Origin of the sequence: Mesorhizobium sp. WSM3860 (genome assembly GCF_002294995.1) — a bacterium.
In the GTDB taxonomy this organism is placed as follows: Bacteria; Pseudomonadota; Alphaproteobacteria; order Rhizobiales; family Rhizobiaceae; genus Mesorhizobium.
In genome coordinates this window covers 1-18,451 of record NZ_NSGF01000036.1, presented here as the reverse complement: position 1 = coordinate 18,451, position 18,451 = coordinate 1, and the positions used below count along the sequence as shown (strand labels likewise).

Here is an 18,451-nt window from a genome sequence, read left to right as displayed (position 1 = left end):
AACAACAACATACGCCTGTATGCTTCCGCTTTGATTCAACCGCCTCCACCCAATTGGCAACCACCCTTTCCCGTGCGCAATATCAGCTATGGGCGAAGTGCTTATAGGGGCGGCGATCTTTGCTTGCCTGGCCGGGGCGTCGCTGGTCAGCCTGATGGTGCATGAGCGCTTCCCTGCTCACCATCTTGGCGACGATACCAGCGCGGTGGTGCGGCTCGCCGCGAACCTCTTCATGGTGATGTCCTCGCTGGTCCTCGGCCTGATGATCAACTCGGCCAAGAACACGTTCGAATCCATCAACGGCAACGTCCACACCTTCGCCACCGACCTCATTCTGCTTGACAGAACGCTCCGACATTATGGACCGGAGACGGACGGCGCCCGGCAATCGCTCACCGCCTATGTGCAGCGCGTCGTCGACACCTCGACCGCCGACAGCGACACGACCGTCGTCCCGAACAGGCTGTCGGAACTGCTGCTCAATCAGGTCGGCGATATCGTGGGCGGATTGACGCCCACCGATGCCAAGCAGACCGCCGCGCAACAGGCGGCGACACAGCAGCTGCAGAAGGTGATCGGGCAGCGCTGGATCCTGGCCGAGCAGTCCGAGGGCGCCATCCCGGCGCCGCTGATCGCGCTGCTCGTCGCCTGGCTGACGCTGATCTTCGCAAGCTTCGGTTTCCGGGCGCCGTGCAACGGAACCATCATCTTCACGTGCCTCATGTCCGGAGCGCTGGTGGCCGCGGCAATCTATCTGATCATCGACATGGACAGCCCCTTCTCCGGCCCGATCCAGGTCTCGCCGGCGCCCCTGCAAAGGGCGCTGGCGGAACTGACGCAGTGAGGTCAAGTCCGACCGAACATCTCGATCAAAAGCTTCGCCGCCACCGCCGCGCCGTCGGCGCGGACCAGACGGGCAAGCGCGCTCGCGCGGATGCGGGTTTCGGGCGCCAGCGCCGTCTCCAGCGCCGCCGACAATGACACCGCTGTCGGCGCCGGGCCGTCATGAGCGGCGCCGATGCCGAGCTCGGCCACCCGCCGCGCCCAGTATGGCTGGTCGCCGATCTGCGGCACCACCAGCTGCGGCGCTCCTGCCCGCGCGGCGGCGACGGTCGTTCCGGCGCCGCCGTGATGGACGACGGCGGCCACGCGGCCAAACAGCGCCTGCTGGTTGACGTCGCCGACGGCGAAGCAATCGTCCCGGTCGTCGGCAAGGCCGAGCTCGGCCCAGCCACGCGCGATCACCGTGCGTCGGCCGCTGGCGCGGACCGCCTCAATGGCCGCGCGGCCGGCCTCCTTAGCCACCGCAATGGAGCCGAAACCGACATAGACGGGCGGCGGGCCGGCCTGAAGGAACGTCTCCAGCCCGTCGGGCAGCGGCCGCTCGTCGGGCAAGATCCAGGCGCCGGTCTGCCTGGCATCGGTCAGGTCCGAGGACAGCCACGGCCCGAGCGTTGGGTCGCAGGCGAGCAGGACCGGATCGCCGTAGACATAGTCGCGGACATTCTCCACCGCAGGCAATCCGAGCGATGCGCGCTGGCTGTTGATCGCTTCGCCGAACAGCGCGTTCTTGGTCGCTATATCCGTCTCCCACAGCAGCCGGTTGTCGGTCACGCCGGCTGGAAGCGGATGTCCCGGATATTCATGCGGCCGGTTGTGCGCCGACGGCAGCCAGATCGGGCAGAAGGTGGCAAGCATGTAGTGCATGTGCCGCTGCCCGGCGACCAGCCGCGCGGCGGCACAGGACGGAAACAGGCCGCAGGCCACCACGGCATCGCAGCCTTCGGCGGCCGCCATGAGCGTATCGTATTGCCTGGCGGCGATCTCGGCCGCCTGGCCGGAGATGAGCGCAGCCACGTTCTTCGGCGAGTCCGATGCCCTGCGCCGCGTCATCTCCTTTACCCATTCGCGCACCGGGGAGAAGGCCGGCACCAGCTCCACACCGGCACGGGCGCACAGCGCGGCAAATTCCTCATCGCCGGGAACACTCACCCGCACCTCGGCGCCGAGCGCCTTGAGCCGCTCGCCCAGCGCCACTACCGGCTCGACGTCGCCGCGCGAACCGTAGGTCGACAACAAAATCCGCATGCAAACTCCCTTTCCTAAACTGAGGCCAAGGGCAGCGTACATACGGCATTGCCGGGGGCTTGCCGCAAGCCCGGGGTGCGCCATATCTACATCCTGGGAGGGGCAGATATCCTTGCCGTCTCATCAATCCCGTCGATTTAGACTTTCCCGCCGGCGCCTTGCGACGTCTCCGCCGCTTCGCAGTGATCGCTCGCGGTCAACCCGAGCTTTGCAGTCGGCCGCAAGCGCGGTCATGACGATAGGAAAAGATGAAAGGCGGCGGCGCAGGCTGAGGCCGCCGGCTTGATCAGCCCTGGCGGCCTTCCTGGGCGACCTGGGTGGGCGACCCGCTCAGACGCGGCACGACGACCAGGCGCTTGATCTTGCCCTTCTTGAAGGCAGCGAGGAAGCGGCCATAGTCCTTGAAGGCCACGCAGCCGCTAGATTGGGCTGGGGCGCCGCGCAGCAGATAGGTGTGGGCGAGCAGGCCGTTGCGGTTATACTTGTTCCTGCCGCTGGTCGGCGTCAGCCGGATGGCCTCGACGCCGTGGAAGCGCGATTCGCGCATCGACAGATTGTAGGTGTCGGGCGGCGTCGGGCCGGAATTCTTGCGGTTGGCGAAGCGCGGCTGGTCGACCATGGCGCCCTTCCCCGAATGCGCCTCCAGCTTGGAGCCATCGGGCATGTAGACCGTCGCCGCCGAGATGTCATAGACGGCGACGCCGTTGCCGGTCGAAGGGCCGTTGAAAAGCTTCCTGAAGGCGTTGCCGAGGTTGCCACGCTCAGGCGTGTCCGGCCTGGCGTAGGCGAGCGCCTCGGAGGCTTGCGCCTTGCCGCGCTTGGCTGGCGAGGCATCGATCGGCTTCGAGCCCTGCACGCCCGGAAGCGCCTGTTCGGAGCTCCTGAACGAGCGCGGCGACTGCGGGCCTCCCGCCGTATCGACGGCGGCGGGCTGCGGCTTGGCAGCCTCCGGTTTGGCTGCCTCCGGTTTGGCGGCTTGCGGCTTTGTCGGTTGGGCCACTTGCGGCTTGACCGGTTCCGGCTTCCTCGCGGCATTCTGTTCAGGCGCTTCCGTCGCGCGCCCGAGGGCGGTGCGCGGCCGCAAACCAGGCACGGCGATGCTGTCGGGCAAATCATCGTTCGGCGGCAGCGAAGCGACCTGCACTTCGGCTTGTCCGTCGTCGCCGGAAGCGCCGGCCGTCATCTCGGGCGCGTCGCCGTTGGCGAGCGCGACGGCGGTCGCCACGTCGACCGTCTCTTCGGGCATGACATTGGCAAGCGCCAGCGCCAGTTCGGACGCGCGCTGCACGTCGACCTGATTTCCGCCGAAGCGTGACTCGGCCGGGCCGCTCAAGGCCAGGCCAGTCTGGGCCGAACCGCTGTCGGCCGCGCCGCCGAAGCGGCTTGCCGACGGCAAGCTCGCCAGCAGGATCGGGGCGCTCTCGGCGCGCCGGAAGGCATCGGCCAGTTTCTGCGGCGAAAGCCCGGCGCGCTTTATGACGCTGTCGAAACGGTCGGCTACGTCCGCGGCGGAAGCCGCGACAACCCTCTCATGCGATACGCTATCGGGTGCCGGTTTCAGCCGCGCGGCCTTGCCGTCGTCCACCAGGCTGGAGGGGTTTGGCGTGGAACTCGCAAAGCTGGCTGCGAGCCTGATGCAGCCGGCATCGCAGCCGCGGGTGAGCGAGCCCGTCTTGGAGGCGCCGTTCGCGGCAAGGCGAGGCGCCCAGGCATTGGCGACCTTGCGGCGCTGGTCGCCAAGCGCAATGCTGCGCGGCGCAAGCAGGCTCTGCGGCAATCCGTTTGAGGCGGCGGTGAGCGAGGTACTCACGGAATAGAGGCCGGCCATGGTCGCGAGCGACCACAGGGCCAGAGCGGCGCCGACAGCCGGCACCACAACCCAACGATGACCGCCAGATTTCTTCGAAGTTACCCCCTCTTCAGGAGCGTCACCCCGGTTCTTCAAACGCAAAAACGCCATACGACCACTCTCAATCGGCATGCCGGTTTGCGGACCTGGCACCCGTCACGATCACAGTTCGCCTGGTGCCCCCTGCACCTTCACGCGTCTGTTGCCGATTGATTCAAAAGATGGACAAAGATGGTTAACCAATCCCTCCACCAATCGCCATTGTGGCGACGGTCCATACGAAAAAAGAGCCCTCCATGGTCTTCGCCACGGTAAAAATGCTCTCCCTCAGCCGCTTTGCTGCCCGTTTTTGCGGGCCGAGTCAAGCAAGCCCGAAGGTGCTACCCCTTTCGGGCGATCGCCAGCTAAGGACGGATTGAGGTTAAAAAACGGCAGGAAGAGTCTAGCGTGACCAACTGCGACATCTCTTCCAGGGCGGTAGATCGCAACGCCAACCCCGATGCAGCAAGACAGCCTTCGCCGCGCCCGAAAATCAAGGTCGGCCAACGTCGCAGGGCCGCCCTGGAGCTGTTCAATCTTTGAATCGCTTACCCGATCCAACTGTTTGTTTTTAGGTATCTTCTACCGAAAATGGAGCTGGTTCAAAGATCAGCAAACGGGGCACATTCAGCGCATTTGGTCCGGGCCGTCGGCAACGCCGACGTGATGTCGATAGACCATCCCCCAGCCCTTCCAGCCGGTGAACAGAAGGATGAGGACAACGATCAGCGACAGGACAAGGCCGACCGGCACCACCGCTGCCTCCGCTTGGGCATATCGCGAGTACCAGTTGTAGAGTTCGATCAGAACGACGACCACGTTGCCGCCGGCGTGAAGCCATGCGTCCTGGAGATTGCGGATCTGGGTGTCGCCCAGGACATCGGTCAAGCCCGCAAGAGCCGCCAGCACGGCCATGATCAGACCTGCCCCCAGCAGCCAGAGCGTAGCGGTGACCCAGCCCGGATTGCCGGTTCTCCAGAAGATAAGGTCGCAAACGAAGGTCGCGACGAAGAAGGCGATCGGGAACGGTATCAGCATTGCATGGACAGGATGGCCGGCAATGCTTGCCGTGCTGTGCGGATTGCGGGGGATCGTGTGCTGGGCCATCGTAGAGCCTCCTCGAGGCGTGGCGAGCGCCGCCCTCAGACCACATCACAACCCATCAAGGGCTCGGCGGCAGAAAGCCGGATATATGCAACCTCCGGTTGCGCCGGAATGTTCCGTAACCCGGCTGTGCTGCGCGAACGGAATTCACGCACCGATATAGGCGCATATGCCAGTGTGGGCTCGACTCGAAAACGAGCTGAACGATTATGTGCTAGTCTCGCGCGTGATCGAACTGACGGCCCGGGTGCCAACCCCGGCGCCCGCGGCGGTTTCCAGGACGGAGCCGTCGAGAAGGACGCCGCTCTTTGTGCAAGATCGGCGGTGATTGCGGACAGGCACGGGAGCGGCGAGGTCGCCGCCAAAATTCAGGCGCACATCATCGTGGCTGAACTCTAGGCCAACTTATCGAGCCAGGCGCGCATCGGCCAAACCGGGGACAGGTTTCGTCTTGCCGCTGAGCCGCGCCCCAAAGGTGAGCGTCCGTGGAAAATTGCGAACGACCGCTTCCATCAAGGCGGCGCCGCCGGGGCCAAGGGCTAGCCGAGCGAGGGCTTCGGCGGCTAGGACCCGCGTCGAGAATAATCCTCGCCAGGCCGCCTCGTAGCGTTTGCCGGCCGCTTCCCGTCCCGCCTGCCCGCTCGCCGCCTCGCCGAGCTCCTGAGCCAGAAGCCAGCCGGACTGAAGCGCCATCGATATTCCCTCGGCGATGATCGGATGCGACTCGCCGGCGACATTGCCGACGCGGAAGATGTCTGCTTCGTAGCCTGCGCGGATGCCCGGCCGGATCGGCCCGGCGGCAAGCCACGGACCGTCGAGGTGGGCATCCGCCAGCGCGTCCCGCGCCCCCCGGCATGTCGCCGTGATGTGACGCTCGATGGTTTCGGCCGCCGGAATATGGCCGCCGCGTTCGCGGGCAAGGCTGCCGCGCAGCCGGGTGAGCATGTCGCGCCTTATGCAGCACGAGATCGACATGCGGCCATGGTCGGCGAGCACCATGCCGCCATAGCCGCCGGGAAAGGTGAGCAGCGGCATCAGATGGGGCGGCAGCGCCGACCCGGTGAAATGCGCCTTGAACCCGAGCAGGTCCGATGGCCGGCTTTTCTTCCCGAGCTGGCTCGGCAGCGGCCCCGGCTCCCACGAACCGTGGGCAGCGACGATCACCGGCGCCCGCAGGATCACCGCCTCGTGGCCGGAACTGTCGCTTGTGGCCTGGATCCGCACCGTCTGGCGGTCGCCATCGCGTTCGATGGCCACGGCACGGCAGGGCTGGAACACTTCAGCGCCAGCCGAGCGGGCCGCATCGAGCAGCAGAGTGTCCAATATGTCGCGCCCGAGCGCGCGGCCGAAGCCATCTTTCGCCGCGGGACCGGATCGTGCGCCCGGCATCGGCGCCTCGATGCTCGCGTCGCCGGAAAAGAGGCCGACCCGGCGGATTTCGGGACCGGCCTCGCCGCGCCAGGCGTCGCCGATGCCAAGCCGGTCAAGGAGCGCGAGGTTACTGGCCGAGATGTATTCGCCGCACACCTTGCGGCGCGGAAACGCGCTCTTCTCCACGACCGCGACAGCCCATCCGCGCCGGGCGAGCGCCACCGCCGCCGACGTGCCCGCCGGGCCGGCGCCGATGATGATCGCATCGTGGGTGGATGCGCGCTTCATGGCGCATCCTCAAGCGCATCCCCGACCTGAATCCCCGCCGACCCGATAAAGACCTGGGAGAGAGGCCCTGCGCGCCGTTCCTCGAGCGGCCTGCCGCCGGCGGCGGCCCAGAGGTCGGAAAGCTCGTGGCCGCGAAAGCCGGCGCGCACGCTTTCAACCGCATCATGTCGCGTCACGTCGTTGACGCCGATTGCCGGCAGCAGCCGGGCGGCGACCAGTGCAAAGCCCGCCCGCAGCGGTTCCGTCGCCAGGATAAGCGGCGCCTTGGGCCGCAAAAGCGAGAACAGGCGCAGCAGTGCAGCATCGTCGAAATGATGCAGGAACAGGTTGACCGTGATCGCGTCGAAGGCCCTGCCATTCCCCCTCTCCGCCCAATCGAAGACATCGGCGGTGATGGTTTCGAGCTTCCATCCCAGCCCGGCGAAATCCGCCGCGAGCTTCGGCGTGGCGAGGCGGACGCGATCGAGCATCGTCAGTTCCACCTCGCGCCAATCCCTTGCCATGCGCCGCGCCACCTTGAGCATGAAGGTGCCGTCGCCGGCGCCGACCTCCAGGATGCGGCTGGGCGGCCTCGGCAAGAATTTTCGCATGAGCGAGGCCATAATCGGCGCCTGGAACATCAGCGCGTTGATGCGGGCGAGATCGCGGCGCGAGCGGATCGCCCGCGCATCGTCCGCCGCGAGCCCGTCCAGGATTTCCGGAACGAGGCTGCGTTCAGCGAGCGCATTCATGAGACGGTCCTGAACAGCATGGTCTCCGCCGTCAGCCCGGGCCCGAACGACATGCCGCAGCCGAGCAGCCCGCCCGGCTCCTTCAGCATCTTCTCCATCACGAACATGACGGTCGGCGACGACAGGTTGCCATATTGGCGCAGCACCTCGCGCGACGGCTCTAGCGCGGCGGGCTCGAGTTGAAACGCCCTTTCGACGGCGTCGAGAATGCTGCGTCCGCCGGGATGCACAGCCCAGAGGTCGATCGCTTCCGGCGCCCGGCCTCCGAGGATCGAGTCCTGGTTGCCGCGCAGCGCTTCCTGGACAGCGGCCGGCACCTTGCCGGAAAGAACCATGTCGAAACCCTGGTCGCGGATATCCCAGGTCATCAGTTCGCGCTGCTCGTTCGCGACGGCGCAGCGGAAGGAGTCGAGCTCGATGCCGGGCGACTCGGCGGTTACGAGGCTCGCTGCGCAGCCGTCGCCCCAGAGGCAGAAGCACAGCAGCTTTTCCAGTTCGGTGGTTTCCCTGATGTGCAGAGTGCAGATCTCGATGTTGACCAGCAGCACCCTCGCTCGCGGATCGGAGCGTACGATGTGGCGGGCAAGCTTGAGGCCGTTGATCGCGGCGTAGCAGCCCATGAAACCGATCATCGTGCGTTCGACGCCATTCGCCAGGCCGCAGCGCTGAACCAGGTCGAGGTCGATGCCGGGCGCGGAGAAACCGGTGCAGGTGGTGACGATCAGGTGGGTGATGCGCGAAGCCTCGGCGCCGAGATGCAGCCCGTCGACGCCCTGTTGCGCCAGCGCCGGTGCGGCCTCTGCGAACATCGCCATTCTGGCGGCCGTTCCGGGGAACGCGCCGCGCTTGAAGGTCTCGCCGAGATCGACCGACGGCCCTTCGGGGTCGAGAGCCGGTGCAAAGCAGGAGAATCGGTGCTCGATGCCGGCAAGGCCGGCCATGCGTTCGAATATTTTCCTGCGGTCGCTGCCCAGCATGGAGGCCGCGTAGCGCAGGTAGAACTGGTGGACTTCATGCTTCGGAACCGCCGTCGCGATCCGGTTGATGTAAGCGTTAGCGGACATGTACTGTCTCCCTGGGCCGCGGCGCGACGCGCGCTGTTGCCGGAGGGGTTCCTTGATCATGAGCGCGCTTTGTCAGGCGCCAAGCGCTGAGCGTTGCCTGTTCGATAAACGTTTCGGAAAACCTGTTTCTTCCCTGGCGTGTGATCCCGAACCTAAAAGGTACGAAAGGGATGATAGGCAAAATCAAAGCGTTACAGCCTTTTCCGCGCCCTAGCAGCAGGCAAGGACTTCGGGTCGGTCATTTGCTGCCCTGCACCGTTCCGGGCACGACCAAGGCTCCCTGATCGCGCTCTGAATATCTGAAGCCGACAAAGAACAAGGCGATGATGACGAGGCAGACCGCCAGCACGATGGCGAGGGTCCTTCCCGGGTTTTCGGCAGGCGGTCTATCTAGCATGGTGGTTCGCCTCGCATATAAACCTGACGAAGGCGACAAGGGTTCCGAGCTCCAGCGCGTATAACGCTCGCCCGGTCCGACATTTGGCGGTATCGGCAAGGAAACGGGAGGCGCACCCGGCGGGGCGAATGGCGACTACCGGCGATAGCTGCAAATTGCATCGATCGAATTGTGAGAAAATTAATCAGCGATTTCTAATATTGGTCACCCTGTAACGAATTCCGGCAACGGACCTATGACCAAGAACCTCGGCAACGCCAAGCCCAACGCCCCTGCGGGGGAGATAAAATCCTCGCCATTCGGCAGGATCGCGCCGGCGCTGTTCCCGCTGGTGGTCGTGGCGCTGGGCTATCTCGTCGGCAAGCAGTTCTTCGGTTTTTGATCCTCAGCCAATTTTCGATGGAGGCGGGCCGGAGCCTCGCGCGGGCCGCCGGTCGTATTCGGCCGTTTGGGCCCCTCCCACTGCTTTGGTCCTAGGGCCTAGGTCGTTCTTGCCCTTGCATTAGTACAAGCGCATGTTCGAAGTAGCCGGCAGGCTCGCAAACTCCGGTCAGGCCCGGCCGCCGAACCCAAAACACCCCCCCAGGCTGCCGGGCCGTCTCGCAAGCAAGCCCTCCACAGCACCGATCCGGTCCGCTTAGCGCCACTGCCGCGCTGGACATGTACGCCCTCACAATCGCTCTAAGGCGCTCGCGCCGCCGTATCGTTGCGCGGACCGTGCGCCGCATCGAAGTCCAATTCTACCTAAGGCGCCCCTCAAGGTTTCACCGTCTGGATTTTATCCATTTTGAACGGCCCTTACCGGAAATCTGTATTTTCGACATCAAGTGTGCTCGTGCCTTGTAACTATTCTTCCGATGAGGACAATAAGCGGTTGCTTGCGGCGACCCTTCGTGCGTTAAATCCTATTGCTGTTCGAGGATGCAATTCTTGGGGCGACGAGCTGGAGCTGCACATGGTGGCAGGCGAACCAGACAGTGTCCGCGTAAAATTCATCAACGGCCAATGGCTGGTGCGCGTCGTCGAAGGCGGCCGGCTGGCCCATCAGTTGTTCAACATCCACGCGGAAGCCGAAGCCTTCGCCGAGGAGGAACGCCACCGGCTGGGCCTGCCGGGCGAGCCGCCGGCCGCGGAGCCGGTCGAGATAAAGCGGCGCGGCCGGCACAGACGCTGAGCGCCCGATATCCTCAATTCGTGTGGCTTGTGTCTGCCTATCGACAACCAGTTTGCGCTGCGCGGAAAATGCGGGAACAATCGGCGGGACGGGGAAATGCTGCCGATGTGCAATCTTTACAACATCACGACCAGCCAGGAAGCGATCCGCCAGTGGACGCGGGCGCTGCGCGACATTTCGGGCAATCTCGAACCTTCGGTCGACATCTATCCCAACCAGGCCGCACCGGTGGTGCGCAATGCCACCGACGGCAGCCGCGAGCTTGCCCGGCTGCGCTGGGGCATGCCGACGCCGCAAGAACGTGTGCGCGGCAATGCCGATCCCGGCACGACCAACATCCGCAACCCCCAATACGCCCACTGGCTGCCCCATCTCGGCGTCGAGAACCGCTGCCTGGTGCCGGTGACAAGCTTTGCCGAACCCTCGCCAAAGCCCGGCGACAAGGATCCTGAAACCGGCGTGCAGAAGAATTTCTGGTTGGCGCTCGGCGAGGACCGCCCGCTGTTCTTCTTCGCCGGCCTGTGGACGCCCTGGCAGGGCGTGCGCAAGGTGAAGGAAGGTCCGGGCGACCACGAGCTCTACGGCTTCCTCACGACCAGGCCGAACGCCTTGATCGCGCCAATCCACGCGAAAGCGATGCCGGTGATCCTGACCACTGAGGAGGAGACCGAGCGGTGGCTGACAGCGCCATGGTCGGAGGCGAAGACGCTGCAGCGGCCGGCGCCGGACGACGCGCTGGTGATCGTGGACAAGCCGGCGACGCAGATCAAGTTTCCGGCGGAACCGCCGGCGCAGGGATCGTTGTTCTAGTAGCTCCTCGCATTCTGCAGCACCCAAAAATAGCCCTTGAAGGTGTGATCCCGGTCGATGAACTGGGTCTTGACCTCCGTATCCTTGCGGCCGCAGCGCTTGCAGCGGAAGCGGATCGTTTCGAGCGGCTTGTCCCAGCCGACCACCTTGGCCACGTCGTTCGCCTTGAAGCGGCCGGCGTGGTAGCAGTGGCGGCATTCGACGATGTGCAGCATGTTGGCCTTGGCCGCCCGACCGACGAAGCCGCGCGGAAACGGATGCTGGATGTCAATCGAGCTGTGGTGGCGGCTAGTTCACGCGCCAGAGGAAATAGGGCCAGTCCGGCGTGTCGAAGGGCAAGGCGGTCCAGCGCGGCGACTGCATCGCCCGGTCGCTGACCACCAGTCCGCCCGGTGCCATCAACGCATCGATCAGCGCCGCCAGCCAGCCGGCCTGGGCGATGTCGCGGGCGCGGTCCTCGCTGCCGAAATCGGCATGGGCCAGCGCTGCGGGCGCGCAGCCGGACAAGGCGGACAGCGTTTCGCGGAAATCGCCCAGCACGAGGTCGGCGCCGGCCGGCGCCGCATCGGCCGGAGCGTGCAGGTCGCGGTCGAAGGCAATGATCCGGCGGTCCGGGAACAGCTTGCGCAGATGGCTGTAGGTGCGGCCCTTGCCCAGACCGATCTCCAGCACCGGGCCGGGCAAGCCCCGGGTCTCCTCGGCCGCCCGCTCCAGCGCCCGGCGCTGGGTGGTGAGGCGGGCGATCATCCGGTCGAGGCGGCTGTCCATGGGCGCTCCGGGCAGGCTCGAGTGTCGAGGGCCGCCACTGTAGCTTCGGCCAGGCACACCGTCGATCCCGAACGCGGCAAAACCAGGTCTCAGAAATAGCCCGCCTGTTGAGTGATAGCTGCTATCCCCTCGCCTTCTGCAGCACCCAGATATAGCCCTTGGGCGGATGGTCCTGGTCGATGAACTGCGTCTTGACCTCCGTATCCTTGCGGCCGCAGCGTTTGCAGCGGAAGCGGATGGCCTCGAGCGGCTTGTTCCAGCCCACCACCTTGGCCACGTCGTTCGCCTTGAAGCGGCCGACGTGGTAGCAGTGGCGGCATTCGACGATGAGCAGCATGTTGGCCTTGGCCGCCCGGCCGACGCTGTCCATGGGTCCGGCCATTTGTCATGTCCGGTCTGAATAATCCTCAGCCAGCGGTAGAAGGCCGAGCCAGGCGGCACGGAAGTCGAGGTCCCTCCCCGCCACCGCGGCCATCACCTCATGCAGCCTCTCCACCAATCCGTGGAGCCGCCAGTACATTTCGCCATTGGTCTTGAGGTTGAGCTGCGCCGCCAGCACGGCCTGGCGCAGCTCCAGCGCATCGCGAATGATCGCCTCCGCGTCCGACCGGAACAATCTGTCATAGCGGCTTTTCCGTCTGCCCAACGCGGCTCTCCGTGAATCCTGAGCAACCGACCCATCTTCGACAAAATAGGAACCCATTCCTCGGCGAGTCAATTCGCCCTTGACAATTTTGTTCCCTTTTTGTTCACATGCAAATGGAGCCAGGGAGCAACCGCCATGAGCACATCGTCAGGCTGGACAGCTGTCGGGAAGCCGCGCTGCAGGCGATCGCCGAGCGCCTCATCGCCGAGCACAAGGGCATGATGCCGAAAAGCGTGAAGCGGTTTTCGCACGATATCATGCTCTATCTCGATTTCAGGTCGACGGCGCGGCTGACCGCGCCGTCGCGAAAGACGTCCGGCCTCAGGCGGCCCTCAGCCCTTCCTTCGGACGCAGGTTCTGGTTCATGCGGAACAGGTTCTGCGGGTCGTAGCGCTGCTTGATCTCCAGCAGCTTGCGATAGTTGCCGCCATAAGCCGCTTCGACCCGGTCAACCTCGTCCTCCGGCATGAAGTTCACATAGGCGGTGCCGGCGGCATAGGGCCTCGAGGCCTCGTAGATACCGCGAGCCCAGTCGATGCAGGCATTGTCCATTGCCGCTTCGCGCCAGCGGGCGTGGACGTTCATGACGAAATGCGAGCTGCGCTGCGGAAAAGCCGTCGCGTCTGCGTTGACGCGGCCCGCGACGCCGCCGACATGGCCGACGAATATTTCGCATTCGGGACCTGGCAGCCGCGATATCGCCCCCGTGATGACGTCGATCGCGCTGTCGGAAAGCTCGGTGAAGTCGTGGCTCTTCCAGTAGTTGCGGGCGCCGGGCGCAAGCAGCGGATCAAAGGCCTGCTGCCAGCCTGTGAAGGGATTGACACCGACGACGTCCGCGATCGGCCTGCCGATGGCGCGAAGCTGGCGCGTCGCCTGTTCGCCGGCCTGGATGTCGCCGCAATAGCACATGGCCAGAACCAGCACTTCCTTGCCGTGCCATTCAGCCGGCAGGAAGGGCAGCGGCGGCGCCTGCCGCATGACCACCCAGCAGGTCAGTTCATCGGGTGCTGCTTCCAGCGCCGCACGATATTCGGGCAGCACCTTGCCGGCATCGGCGAAGGGATGGACGACAAGCCCCGACAGCACTTGCGGACCGAACTCGTGGAGCTGGAACTCGAACGCCGTGACAATCCCGAAATTGCCGCCGCCGCCGCGCAGTGCCCAGAACAGGTCGGGGTTCTCGCTCTGGCTGGCGCGCAGCAGCTTGCCGTCGGCTGTGACCACGTCGCAGGAGACGAGACTGTCGATGGTCAGGCCGAATTTGCGGGTGATCCAGCCGAAGCCGCCGCCCAGCGTCAGGCCGGCAATGCCGGTGGTCGAGTTGATGCCGGTTGGCACGGCAAGTCCAAAGGCCTGCGTCTCCCGGTCGACATCGGCAAGCGTGGCGCCGGGTCCGACCCATGCCCGCTTCGAGCCGACATCGACGCGTACCGATTTCATCGGCGACAGATCGATCATCAGGCCGCCGTCGCAGACAGCACTGCCCGCAATGTTGTGACCGCCGCCGCGCACCGAAACGAGAAGCCTGTTCTCCCTGGCGAAGTTCACGGCCGTGACGACGTCGGAGGCGCCGACGCAACACACGATCAGTCCAGGCCGGCGGTCGATCATGCCATTCCAGATGCCGCGGACCCCGTCATAGGCGGCATCACCTTCCCGCAACACCGTGCCGCGAATCCGTGCCGACAGTGCTTCGAGCTCCGCGGCATCGACGGTCGTCTTGCCACCTTCAAGGGTGACAAAGCTCATGGCATTCATGAATTCCTCCCGATCTTGTTGGTGAAATCCTCCCCGGAATTTTAGTGTGCGCTCATGTTCGCCATCGCGCAAGTTTTCGCGGGCAGCGGGGCCCGCCATCCGAGTGACTTGCTCAGGCCATCTGCAGGTCCAGTGCGGCGCGCCAGCAAGAAATTTGTGACGGATCGACATAAGAATTCTTCAATCAGCACAAACTATACATCGAAGCGAATACAGCTAGGCTAGAGGGGAAAGCTGCATGAAATACCTGATGTTTACCTGCTCGACGTCGTCGGTGCTGCTGTTGTCTTGGAACCCGGCGTTTGCATTCAATTTTGGTTTCGTCAGGGTGCCCGACTGGATGGATCCCTATATCGGCGTGCTCGTTGTCCTGACCTTCTTCTTCTGGCTCGGATTGGCGGCGACAAAGCCGAGCGGGGTGCCCTTCCAGCAGGTGCGGTATGTCAAGATTTCGCCAATAGCGAATTTCTTCTACCTCGGCCTGGCCTTCTTCTTCACAATCATGATGGTCATGCTATTCGCGGGCATGGGGCTCAGACGATACGCCGAGTGGACCGGCGCAGCATAGCCTGCGCGCCGGCGAGCGGGCCCGCAGAAGCCGACGTGCGCCCCCTGCCGCCGCGCGCCTACGCCTTAACCCGCTTCAGCGCCTGCGCCATGCAGTGAATGCCGCCGCCGGTCTTGGAGATCTCGCTCATGTCGACGGCCGCGACCTCGAAGCCGCGCGCCTTGAGCTGGCCGATGAGGCTCTTACTCGAGGTCGGCGCGATCACCCTGTCCTTGCCGAGCGACATGAAGTTGCAGCCGAGCGCCATCGTGTCCTGGAAGGGCACATCGATGATCTCGTGGCCCTTGCCCTTCAGCCAGTCGACGATGCCGGGTTCGGTGCAGGCAAGGCAGACCGCTGTGAGCTTTTCAGCGATCGGCACCACCATCAGGTCGATGTGGACGTAGTACTCGTCGATGAAGGCGATGCGGGTCTCCCAGCCTTCCTTGTCGAACCAGGCCTGCACCTGGCGCGCGCCCTCCTCCTGCGTTCGCGCGGCGCCGCAGCCGATCAGCACCACGCCGTCCTCGATGACGTTGAAGTCGCCGCCTTCGAAAGTGCCGGCGGTCACCATGTCGTAGATCGGGATGCCGAGCTTTTCATAGGTGCGGATCGCGGCGTAGTTCTCGCCGCGCCGCCACCAGTTGGCCATGGCGGTGATGAAGGCGCCGTAGGGCGTCATGACGCTGGAGTCGCGCGAATAGACCTGCATCGGCAGTTCCGGCGTCGGCTCGTGCCAGTGGATGGTGACGCCGAAATGCTCGTAAGCGGCGACGAGGTCCTTGTGCTGCGCCTGGGCGATCTGGATGTTGCAGGGCGCCTCGCGCAGATGCTTCCTCGACAGCGAGCTGGTCGAGAGATGGCGAAGGAAATTGGGCGAGCCGAGCAGCACGTCGGTCAGCACATCGGTCTCGTTGGCGAAGCCCCAGGCGGTGAGCGGCTTCGTCCCGCCGTTGGGGTTGCGGCGTTGCAGCGAGAACGGCTCGGCGACGATGCGATCATGGACGGTCATGGGCTTCTCCTCGTGGTCGGTCTGCTTGAGATCATTGGCTGCTCGGTATCCACCAGTCGCGCCCGCGCGGCGTGGTGACATATTCAGGCCAGCGGAAGTTTATCGGCGGCTCGTAGTCGCAAAGCGGAGCGATCCAGTTCGAGCCGCCGACGCCGCCTCCGGTTCGCTTGACGAATTCGTCCATGGCGGCATCGCGCGCGGCCTTGTCTTCCAGCAGGCGAAGCGCGGTGAGCGCGACGGTCTTGGAGGCGCAGGTCACCATCGGGTCGATGGTGGCGGGGAGGCCGCCCAACGCATTCATCACCCAGGCGGGATAGGCGTGGCCGTTGGCGGAACGCAACGCCGGGCGGGCGACGTAGAAGCGCGATGTCGGCGCGTGCCAGCTCATGTCGGTATAGTCGTCCGAGGTCGAGTTCACCTGGGAGGGCGGCAGGTCGCGCCGCAGGATCGCCTCGGCCTCCTGCGGCGTGATAAGGCGCTCCAGCTCGTCGATGAACGGATTCTCGGTCGGCTCGCCGCCAGCATTGACCTGGACCTCGCGGGCGATCGCCCTCGCCTCTTCGTTCCACTGTGGCGGACCGACGGTCGAGAGCGCTTCATAGGTGATGCCGGCCATGGCGTGGCTGGCCAGTCCCGGGCGCGACTTGGACACCCAGTAGCGCTCGTAGCGGCAGCCGCTCATCCTGGCGGCGGCTTCAGCGTTGCGGTCGAGCACGGCGGTCGCCTGCTCGGCCATGGCGATGGTCGGCGCACGGATCATGTACTGGATCTCGGCAAGACCCGCCGGCAGATTGTCGGCGGTCGCCTGGCCCGCGGTCAGGATCGCCTCGCTGATCGACCAGCCGCCCTGGTGCGTCAGCATGGAATCGCGCAGCGCCTTGGAAGCCATGTACATCATCATCAGAGCATCGTTGGCGCCAGGCGCCCTGACCGCGGAATGCGCCTGCGGGATGGGCGCCGCATCGCCAGCCGCGCGGCCCCAGTTCTGAGGCTCGTCGCAGATGAATCGGTAGATCATCGCATAGGCCGCGCCGCAATGCGTGTCCCAGCGCGCCGTGTTGCAGAGCGGCAGCATGTAGAAGGGATGGAAAGAGATCATGCCGGCAAGCCCGTCATAATAGCCCCTGGCGGCATGGATCGGCTTCGAGCCCCTCACCTTCTCTGCCGGCTCGCCAGTGAAGCGCAGCGTGCCTTGAATGCCATGCTGCTGCATCGCGGCCTTGGCGGCGAGCAGCCCGCCGAGGCTGCCGATGCCGAGGCCCGAATGCGGATCGGTGTGGCCGCCGGCCTCGACGCTGAGCCCCGCCCGCGGTTGCTTGATCGTCACGGCATCCTGGCAGTTGCCGGGCACCGCGTCGTATTCGGCATACATGCCGATGGTCGGTCCGTCGCCATTCGTCCAATGGGCGCAGAAGGCGGTCGGCATGCCGCCCGAGCCCTCTTCCACCGAAAAGCCCTCGCGCTTCAGTCGGTCGACATACCAGGCGGCGGACTGGTACTCGCGCCAGGCGGTCTCGCCGAAGTCGAAGATGGTGCGCGTCCAGGCCGACAGGAGCGGCTGGATGCCGTCGATGCAGGCCAGTGCCGTTTCCTGCGCTGATGTCGTCACCGGTTTCTCCATGCCGCAAAGAAAGCAGTGAAGCGGCTCTTCAAAAAGTGATATGTTTTCCCGGCTCGTGCAAATTCGGTTCACCTGAGGCCTCTTGCGCATACCATCCACGCAGGCGCTGCGCGCCCTCGACAGCTTCGCTCGTCACGGCAGCGTCTGGCGCGCCGCCGACGAACTCCACCTCACCCGCAGCGCCGTCTCGCATCAATTGAGGCTGCTCGAGCGCGACCTCGGCTTCGAGCTTTTGCAGCGCATCGGCAAGGGTGTCGCGCTCACGCCGCGCGGCCAGCGCTACGCCGCCGATGTCAGGAAAGCGCTGACCGTGCTCGGCGACGCGGGGACGCAGAACAGCGGCGCCGGCGTCGGCGGCTCCTTCGGCATCTCCTGTCCGCCGGGCTTCGCCTCGATGTTCCTGTGCACCCATATCGGCGAGTTCCAGCAGATGTATCCGGACGTCGCGCTCTCGGTGCTGACGCCGCGGCGGCTCGACGATGTCAGCAATCCGGAGGCCGACGCCTTCATCGCCTTCGGCGTCGGCAACTGGCCGAACCGGGCGGTGGAGCTGCTTTGCGAGGTCTCCTTCACCCCGCTCTGCAGCCCGACGCTGCTCAACAAGGTCGGCGGCTTTTCCAAACCCGCCGACGTGCTGCGCGCCAACCTGCTGCATCTCAGCGACACCGAGGACTGGGCGCGCTGGCTGGCGCTGTCCAAGGTGGAAAATCCCGACACCGAAGGCGGCATCTTCTTTTCCGACATGAATCTCGTCTTCTCGGCGGCAATCGCCGGCCAGGGCATCGCCATGGGAGACGAGCTGACCGGCCGCCGGGCGCTGAGCGAGGGCCGGCTGGTCAAGCCGTTCGAAGCGACTGTGCCCTCGCCGCGCTCCTACTATCTGGTCTTCGAGCATGCCAAGGCGGGGCACCCGGTGCTCAATGCCTTCAGCGACTGGCTGCGGGCGAAGCTGTTGGAGAACAGGCTTTAGGCGGATTGAGGGCCGCCGCCCTCTCCGGTCGTCATCCTCGGGCTTGACCGGGTCAAGTCCGAGGATCCTTGCCGTGACGTTGGCCCAAGGGTGCGGCGGGTGACGATTCTGGACCATTGTAACGCTCGTAGGCGACGGCATGGCAACTGTGTTCACGCAAATGCAGTCTTGTCGCGAATGATGGCATTGAGGACGACCAGGAGCTTCCTTG

General features: G+C 65.1%; 20 protein-coding genes. 6 read left to right on the top strand and 14 right to left on the bottom strand.

What is annotated here, in order from left to right:
* Nucleotides 1-88 precede the first annotated feature (88 nt).
* On the top strand, nt 89-844 hold the full coding sequence (locus CK220_RS30140) for a DUF4239 domain-containing protein (RefSeq protein WP_095815001.1): 756 nt from the start codon (nt 89-91) through the stop codon (nt 842-844).
* 2 nt (nt 845-846) lie between these two features.
* Here CK220_RS30140 and CK220_RS30135 read toward each other — a convergent pair whose 3' ends face one another.
* The 7 genes from CK220_RS30135 to CK220_RS32200 all read right to left on the bottom strand — a co-directional run bounded on the left by CK220_RS30135 (nt 847) and on the right by CK220_RS32200 (nt 8,931).
* Nucleotides 847-2,088 (bottom strand): glycosyltransferase, encoded by a 1,242-nt coding sequence (locus CK220_RS30135; protein WP_095815000.1) that lies wholly within the window; start codon nt 2,086-2,088, stop codon nt 847-849.
* Nucleotides 2,089-2,374: 286 nt separating this feature from the next.
* Entirely contained in the window at nt 2,375-4,048 is a 1,674-nt protein-coding gene (locus CK220_RS32895; RefSeq protein WP_095814999.1) for a tlde1 domain-containing protein, read from the bottom strand.
* Nucleotides 4,049-4,603: 555 nt separating this feature from the next.
* Nucleotides 4,604-5,083: a DUF2231 domain-containing protein gene (locus tag CK220_RS30125; RefSeq protein WP_245429465.1), complete on the bottom strand. Its 480-nt coding sequence runs from the start codon at nt 5,081-5,083 to the stop codon at nt 4,604-4,606.
* Nucleotides 5,084-5,485: 402 nt separating this feature from the next.
* On the bottom strand, nt 5,486-6,739 hold the full coding sequence (locus CK220_RS30120; protein WP_095814998.1) for an NAD(P)/FAD-dependent oxidoreductase: 1,254 nt from the start codon (nt 6,737-6,739) through the stop codon (nt 5,486-5,488).
* A complete protein-coding gene (locus CK220_RS30115; protein WP_095814997.1) occupies nt 6,736-7,470 on the bottom strand; it encodes a methyltransferase domain-containing protein in 735 nt (244 codons plus the stop codon). Before CK220_RS30115 ends, CK220_RS30120 begins: the two co-directional genes overlap by 4 nt.
* Nucleotides 7,467-8,534 (bottom strand): type III polyketide synthase, encoded by a 1,068-nt coding sequence (locus tag CK220_RS30110; protein WP_095814996.1) that lies wholly within the window; start codon nt 8,532-8,534, stop codon nt 7,467-7,469. The genes CK220_RS30115 and CK220_RS30110 overlap by 4 nt, the downstream gene beginning before the upstream one ends.
* 238 nt (nt 8,535-8,772) lie before the next feature.
* Nucleotides 8,773-8,931 carry a hypothetical protein gene (locus CK220_RS32200; protein WP_176479263.1) on the bottom strand — a complete coding sequence of 53 codons (159 nt, stop codon included), beginning with the start codon at nt 8,929-8,931 and terminating at the stop codon, nt 8,773-8,775.
* 235 nt (nt 8,932-9,166) lie between these two features.
* Here CK220_RS32200 and CK220_RS32195 point away from each other — a divergent pair, with 235 nt between their 5' ends.
* From CK220_RS32195 to CK220_RS30095, 3 genes are all read left to right on the top strand, one after another.
* Nucleotides 9,167-9,313 carry a hypothetical protein gene (locus CK220_RS32195; RefSeq protein WP_095814995.1) on the top strand — a complete coding sequence of 49 codons (147 nt, stop codon included), beginning with the start codon at nt 9,167-9,169 and terminating at the stop codon, nt 9,311-9,313.
* 573 nt (nt 9,314-9,886) lie between these two features.
* A complete protein-coding gene (locus CK220_RS30100) occupies nt 9,887-10,105 on the top strand; it encodes a hypothetical protein (RefSeq protein ID WP_095814994.1) in 219 nt (72 codons plus the stop codon).
* Between the two features lie 105 nt (nt 10,106-10,210).
* Complete coding sequence (locus CK220_RS30095) at nt 10,211-10,915, top strand: SOS response-associated peptidase (RefSeq protein ID WP_095815014.1); 705 nt, start codon at nt 10,211-10,213, stop codon at nt 10,913-10,915.
* Here the strand turns inward: CK220_RS30095 and CK220_RS30090 are convergent.
* The 5 genes from CK220_RS30090 to CK220_RS30070 form a co-directional block, all read right to left on the bottom strand.
* Nucleotides 10,912-11,130, bottom strand: a complete 219-nt coding sequence (locus tag CK220_RS30090; RefSeq protein WP_095814993.1) for a hypothetical protein — start codon at nt 11,128-11,130, stop codon at nt 10,912-10,914. The two genes, CK220_RS30095 and CK220_RS30090, sit on opposite strands and share 4 nt — an antisense overlap.
* 73 nt (nt 11,131-11,203) lie before the next feature.
* Nucleotides 11,204-11,683 (bottom strand): class I SAM-dependent methyltransferase, encoded by a 480-nt coding sequence (locus CK220_RS30085; protein WP_095814992.1) that lies wholly within the window; start codon nt 11,681-11,683, stop codon nt 11,204-11,206.
* A gap of 121 nt (nt 11,684-11,804) precedes the next feature.
* The gene (locus tag CK220_RS30080) at nt 11,805-12,065 is read right to left on the bottom strand and encodes a hypothetical protein (RefSeq protein WP_141245264.1); all 261 of its coding nucleotides are present in this window, start codon (nt 12,063-12,065) and stop codon (nt 11,805-11,807) included.
* 3 nt (nt 12,066-12,068) lie between these two features.
* Nucleotides 12,069-12,329: a hypothetical protein gene (locus CK220_RS30075; protein ID WP_141245263.1), complete on the bottom strand. Its 261-nt coding sequence runs from the start codon at nt 12,327-12,329 to the stop codon at nt 12,069-12,071.
* Nucleotides 12,330-12,650: 321 nt separating this feature from the next.
* Nucleotides 12,651-14,090 (bottom strand): FAD-binding oxidoreductase, encoded by a 1,440-nt coding sequence (locus CK220_RS30070; protein WP_095814989.1) that lies wholly within the window; start codon nt 14,088-14,090, stop codon nt 12,651-12,653.
* A gap of 238 nt (nt 14,091-14,328) precedes the next feature.
* Here CK220_RS30070 and CK220_RS30065 point away from each other — a divergent pair, with 238 nt between their 5' ends.
* Nucleotides 14,329-14,658: a hypothetical protein gene (locus tag CK220_RS30065; RefSeq protein WP_095814988.1), complete on the top strand. Its 330-nt coding sequence runs from the start codon at nt 14,329-14,331 to the stop codon at nt 14,656-14,658.
* Between the two features lie 58 nt (nt 14,659-14,716).
* Here the strand turns inward: CK220_RS30065 and CK220_RS30060 are convergent, their stop codons facing one another.
* Nucleotides 14,717-15,649: a dimethylarginine dimethylaminohydrolase family protein gene (locus tag CK220_RS30060; protein WP_095814987.1), complete on the bottom strand. Its 933-nt coding sequence runs from the start codon at nt 15,647-15,649 to the stop codon at nt 14,717-14,719.
* A gap of 31 nt (nt 15,650-15,680) precedes the next feature.
* Nucleotides 15,681-17,270, bottom strand: a complete 1,590-nt coding sequence (locus CK220_RS30055) for an amidohydrolase (RefSeq protein WP_176479262.1) — start codon at nt 17,268-17,270, stop codon at nt 15,681-15,683.
* 82 nt (nt 17,271-17,352) lie between these two features.
* Here CK220_RS30055 and CK220_RS30050 point away from each other — a divergent pair, with 82 nt between their 5' ends.
* Nucleotides 17,353-18,240 (top strand): LysR substrate-binding domain-containing protein, encoded by an 888-nt coding sequence (locus CK220_RS30050; protein WP_095814986.1) that lies wholly within the window; start codon nt 17,353-17,355, stop codon nt 18,238-18,240.
* Nucleotides 18,241-18,451 lie beyond the last annotated feature (211 nt).